Below are 4,191 nucleotides of genomic sequence, written 5' to 3'. Positions count from 1 at the left end.
GCGAGGCCACACCACCCGGATAACGGCACGCCATCGACACCACCGCGATCGGCTCGTCGACGGCACCGGTGGCGGCCGTCGCTGGGGTGGGCGGCGCGGTGCTGCCCACCGCCTCCTCGCACAGGTGGCGGGCGAGCCCGGCCGGGGTGGGGTGGTCGAAGACGAGCGTCGCGTCGAGCCGCATTCCGGTGGCCGTGCCGAGGCTGTTGCGCAGCTCGACCGCCATGAGCGAGTCGAAGCCGAGGTCCTTGAACGCCCGGTCGGCGCCGACCGCTTCGGCGGTGGCGTGCCCGAGTACGGTGGCGACGGCGCCGCATACCAGGTCCAGTGCCGTCCCGTGCCGCTCCGCCTCCGGGAGCGCCGCCAACCGCTGTGCCCAGGACGATCCGGCGGTGTGCGCGGCGGGGCGGGCGGCGCGCCCGGCCCGGGGCCGGACCAGGCTCCGGAAGAGGGTGGGGAGCGTGCCCTCGGCAGCCTGCCCGCGCAGTGTCGCGAGATCGAGGCGGGTGGGTACGAGGGTGGCCCGGTCGACGGTGAGCGCGGTGTCGTACAGCGCCAGCGCCTCGTCCGTCGGTACCGGCGCGAGGCCGAGCCGGGCCACCCGGGCCAGGTCGGTCCGCGCCAGGTGGCCGGTCATCCCGCTTGCCTGGGACCAGAGGCCCCAGGCAAGGGAGGTGGCGGGCAGCCCGAGGGCGCGCCGATGGTGGGCGAGCGCGTCGAGGAAGGCGTTCGCGGCGGCGTAGTTGGCCTGCCCGGCGTTGCCCAGCGTCCCGGCGGCGGAGGAGAACAGGACGAACGCGGACAGGTCGAGGTCGCGGGTGGCCCGGTGCAGATTCCACCCGGCTGTCACCTTCGGGCCCATGACGCGCGCCAGTTGATCCGCCGTCAGACCGGTGAGCAGCGCGTCGTCCAGCACGCCCGCCGCGTGGACGACGGCAGTCACCGGGTGCTCGGCCGGTACGGCGGCGAACAGCGCTGCCACGGCCGACGCGTCGGCCGTGTCGCACGCGACCGTCGTCACGCTCGCGCCGAGCCCGGTCAGTTCGGCCGCCAACTCGGCGGCCCCCGGCGCGTCGGGGCCCCGGCGGCTGGTCAGCAGGAGGTGCCGGACGCCGTTCCGCTCCACCAGGTGCCGGGCCAGGCTCGCGCCGAGGGTGCCCGTCGCTCCGGTGATCAGCACGGTGCCGTCCGGATCGGCGGTACGGAGAGGGGCGGCCGGCGTGTCGGCGGCGACACCGGCACGGACCAGCCGGGGTACGACGACCGTGCCGCCGCGCACCGCGACCTGGGGTTCGCCGGTCGCGAGCGCACGGCGCAACGCCCCGGCGGTGTCGGTGCGTCCGACGTCGTCGAGGTCCACCAGCGTGAACCGGCCCGGGTGTTCGGCCTGGGCGGCGCGGACCAGCCCGTGCACGGGCGCGGTCGCAAGGCCCGGCACGTCCTCCCCGTGGCGGGCGGCGACCGCGCCCCTGGTGACCAGCACCAGGTGGCTCTCGGCGAAGCGCTCGTCGGCCAGCCACTGCTGGAGCAGCTCCAGTACGTCCGAGGTCACCCCGTGCGCCTCCGCCGCGACGTCCTCCGTGACGACGGATTCGGCCGCCGCGGGCAGGAACACGGTGCCGGGCACGGGCCCGCCGTCCAGGACCGCCGCGAGCGCGCCGGGGCCGTCGGCGACCGATATCTCCTCGTCCGTCGAACGCAGCGCGGCGGCGAGCCACGAGTCACCGGCGGACAGCACCGCCCACCGCCCCGCCGGGCCGGACCCCGACGCCGCCGGCGGCTCCGTCCAGTCCACGGCGAACAGCGCGTCGTGTCCCGCACCGCGGTCACGGACGAGGTCGCCGGGCGACACCGGGCGTACGACGAGGGTGTCGACGGCGGCGACCGCGCCGCCCGCCGGGTCCTCCAGGGACAGCGTGACCGTGTCCCGGCCGGTGCGGGACAGCCGCACCCGGAGTTCGGTCGCACCGGTGGCGTACATCCGTACCCCGTGCCAGGCGAACGGGAGCCGCAGAGTCTCGTCGCCGTCACCCGGCGTCGCGGCGAGCGGGTGCAACGCGGCGTCGAGGAGGGCGGGGTGGACTCCGAAGTGCCCGGCGTGCTGTGCCGGACCCTCGGACAGCCGTACCTCCGCGTAGAGGTCGTCGCCGGAGCGCCAGAGCGCCTTGAGGTTGCGGAACTCGGGACCGTACTCGTAGCCGAGGTCGGCGAGCCGGTCGTAGAACCCGTCGAGCGGGACTTGCGTCGCGCCCGGCGGAGGCCATGCCCCGGGCGTCGGCGGCCGGTCGTCGTTGCCGTCGCCGGCACCGAGGCTGCCGGTGGCCAGGCACGTCCACCCCTCGTCGTCCCCGGAACCGGACCCCGGTGCGGCGTGGAACGCCACGGAACGGCGGCCGGTGTCGTCCGGGCCGCCCACGGTGATCTGCACCTGGACCGTGCCCTGTTCGGGCAGGACGAGCGGAGCCTGGAGGGTGAGCTCTTCGAGGGTGTCGCAGCCGACGGTGCCACCGGCGTGCAGGGCCAGGTCGACGAAGGCCGTGCCGGGCAGGAGCGGGGTGCCGGCGATCGCGTGGTCGGCCAGCCAGGAGTGGGTGGCGAGCGAGAGGCGGCCGATGAGCAGGAGGCTGTCGTCGGCGGCGAGTCCCACGGCGGCGGCGAGCAGGGAGTGGCCCGCCGGTTCGAGCCCGGCGGCGGCGAGGTCGGCCGGCCCGGCGGGCTCGTCCAGCCAGTAGCGCTGGTGCTCGAACGGATAGGTCGGCAGGTCGGTGGCCACCGACTGCCGCCGCGTGGCGGGGTGGAGGGAGGTCAGGTCGACCGGGGCACCGCAGGTGTGCAGCAGGCCCAGGGCCGTGGTCACGGTCTCCCGCTCGGGCCGTCCGGGACGCAGCGTGGGGATGACGGCGGTGGGCTCGCCGGGCGCCAGCTGCTGGAGCGTCTCCAGGACAGAGGTGGTGAGGACGGGGCCGGGGCCGAGTTCGACGTAGGCGGTGACGCCCCGGGCGTGCAGCGCGGTGATGCCGTCGTGGAAGCGGACCGGCTGCCGGATGTGCTGGGCCCAGTAGTCGGGGCTGGTCAGCTGCCCGGGGACGGCCGGCTCGCCCGTGACGTCGGATATGACGGGGATGGCGGGCTCACGGTAGGTCACGGTGGCGGCGAAGGCGCGGAACTCGTCGAGCACCTGCTCCATGTGCGGGGAGTGGAACGCGTGGGAGACGGTGAGTTCCTTGGTCTTCACGCCCCGGTCCCGGAAGTGCCCGGCGACGGCCCGTACGGCCTCGCTGTCGCCGGAGATGACCGTGGCGGCAGGGCCGTTGACGGCGGCGATCGATGCGAGGTGTTCCTGCCCGGCGAGTCGGTCCGCCACCTCGTCGGCCGGGGCCGCGATGGCGATCATGCTGCCGCCCGCCGGGGCGGCCTGCATCAGCCGGGCGCGGGTGGCGACGAGCCTGGCGGCGTCGGGCAGGTCGAAGACACCTGCGAGATGGGCCGCGGTGAGTTCGCCGATGGAGTGGCCGATCACGTAGTCGGGCGCGGCTCCGTGGTGGGTGAGCAGGGTGTACAGGGCGCGCTGCACGGCGAAGAGGGCGGGCTGGGCGAACCGGGTCCCGTCGAGCAGCCGGGCCGCCCCGGTCTCCGATTCGCCGAAGACCACCTCCCGCAGGGAACGGCCGAGAAGCGGGTCGAGGTGCTCGGCCGTCTCGTCGAAGGCACGGGCGAAGACGGGGTGCGCCTCGTACAACTCCCGTCCCATACCGAGGCGTTGACTGCCCTGCCCGGTGAACATCCAGGCCGTGGCGGATCCGGCGACCTGCGCACCCGTGACGAGCCGCGGATGCGGGCTCCCGGCGGCCAGTGCCTGGAGCCCGGTGGCGGCGTCCTCGCGGGTGGTCGCGGTGACGGTGGCACGGTGGGCGAAGTGCGTACGGCTGGTGGCCAGGGCGTGCGCGAGGTCCGGCAGCGGGGTGCCGGGACGGTCGTCGAGGTGCGCGGAGAGCTGCCGGGCCTGGTCGCGCAGCGCGTCCTCGGTACGGGCCGACAGCACCAGCAGTACCGGCCCGTCGCCCGCCTCTCCGGCTGCCCCGGGTTCGTTGTCGGTCCCGGACTCCTCGCCGGTTTCCGTCTCCGCTTCCGCGGGTGCCTGTTCCAGGATGACGTGGGCGTTGGTCCCACTGACCCCGAAGGAGGACACCC

The 4,191-nt window shown here is 75.2% G+C and carries 1 protein-coding gene; it reads right to left on the bottom strand.

What is annotated here, in order from left to right; translation table 11 throughout:
* Positions 1-4,191: SDR family NAD(P)-dependent oxidoreductase (locus ACWDEW_RS48725; RefSeq protein ID WP_450522811.1), on the bottom strand; the 4,191-nt coding region annotated here is incomplete at both ends.

The organism is Streptomyces sp. NPDC001100, from assembly GCF_053598575.1.
Note: the sequence above shows the minus strand (reverse complement) of the source record. Positions and strands in the feature narration are given on the sequence as shown.